Raw genomic sequence first — 1581 nt, forward strand, 5'->3', positions numbered from 1 at the left:
TAAAAGAATTGCTGGTTCTTTATCTTAATCTGTTTAATTTTCAAAGACCATGTCGCCCTCAAGCGACTTCTTTATATTATCATCTTTTAAAAATCATGTCAACACTTTTTGAAAAGTTTTTTAATTTATATAGCTGACTATGAATTTTTGTTGTTACTCATCTGTAATGGACAACGAAGAATATCTTATCATATTATATTTTGTTACTTTATATACTTATATGTAATTATATAGAGTTATTTTCTATATAATCTTTATTTATCAAAATATCTTTCATTTTATATTATAGATACACCAGGTATAGTTTATAACCTTATATTATATATCCATAATTTAAAAGAGCATTATTAACTATAAAATCGTACCAAGGAAAGTATTAAGTTAAATATAAGAATTATTACCTATATATTCTTATATTTAAAATTTATATTACAAATTTGTTTCTATCCGCTTTCTCCTAATTATTATATACTTATTATGACATAGCATAATTTACATAATAATACCCTAAATAGTTTAGTTTACCTTAACATCCATAAGGCTACTGCAATATATTTTAGGAGGATTTCATGCAAAACTTTAAAAATAAACCTATTAAAAGATCTAAAATTAGATTGTTTATAGGTAAAAACTTATTTACCTTTAAAAGATTTCTTTATTGGTATTCTAGAAAATCTACATTTAGCAAAGAAATATCCCTTAACTCCATGGAAAATATTATATTCACTCATAAAACTCCTTTAATTAGAGATCTTAAAAATGTTCTTATGTATCTCCAATACAACAAAGTAACTAATTTAAAAATAGCTATTAAGAAACTAAATGGAATTATTATAAAACCTAATGAAACTTTCTCCTATTGGTACTTAATAAGAAAGCCAACTTATAGGAAAGGCTACCTTGATGGAGTAATACTAACCCCTGATGGTAATTTTAAACCTGGTGTTGGTGGCGGATTATGCCAGTTATCAAATTTAATATATTGGATAGTTCTCCATTCCCCTTTAGAAGTAATAGAAAGACATAGACATAGCCACGATGTTTTTCCTGATACTAATAGAACTCAACCTTTTGGAAGTGGAGCAACTTGCGTGTATAATTATATGGATCTTCAAATTTATAATCCAACTAACAACACCTATCAACTCTTTCTCTATATTCAGGATGGTAAGTTAGTAGGCGAATTAAGAAGTAATTCAAAGTCACTATACTCTTATAAAATATACGAAGAAAATCATTCTATATCTCCAGATATATTTGGTGGATATATTAGGAAGAATGTAATAATGAGAAAAACCATAAATTTTAATAATGATATTATAAAGGATGAGTTTATAACTGAAAATCATGCTTATATGACCTATAACCCTTATATTAGTAGTTAACTTAATATAAAACAAAAAACCTGTTATTTATTAAATAACAGGTTTTTTTGTTGATAACGATTTTTATAATAAAATTAAACCGTTCAGAAAACTCTGAACGGTTTTGGTGGCTCACCAGGGAATCGAACCCTGGACACCATGATTAAAAGTCATGTGCTCTACCGACTGAGCTAGTGAACCCTACCAACCTGGCAAC

At 26.9% G+C, this 1581-nt stretch carries 1 protein-coding gene and 1 tRNA gene; one reads left to right on the plus strand and one right to left on the minus strand.

What is annotated here, in order from left to right:
- Positions 1-569 precede the first annotated feature (569 nt).
- On the plus strand, positions 570-1385 hold the full coding sequence (locus BR69_RS0113150; protein ID WP_027633590.1) for a VanW family protein: 816 nt from the start codon (positions 570-572) through the stop codon (positions 1383-1385).
- A gap of 104 nt (positions 1386-1489) precedes the next feature.
- On the opposite strand, the gene BR69_RS0113155 is transcribed toward BR69_RS0113150, so the two are convergent.
- A tRNA-Lys gene (locus tag BR69_RS0113155) sits at positions 1490-1565 on the minus strand.
- Between the last annotated feature and the right edge of the window lie 16 nt (positions 1566-1581).

This window comes from Clostridium hydrogeniformans DSM 21757, from assembly GCF_000686705.1.
Lineage (GTDB): Bacteria > Bacillota > Clostridia > Clostridiales > Clostridiaceae > Clostridium_Z > Clostridium_Z hydrogeniformans.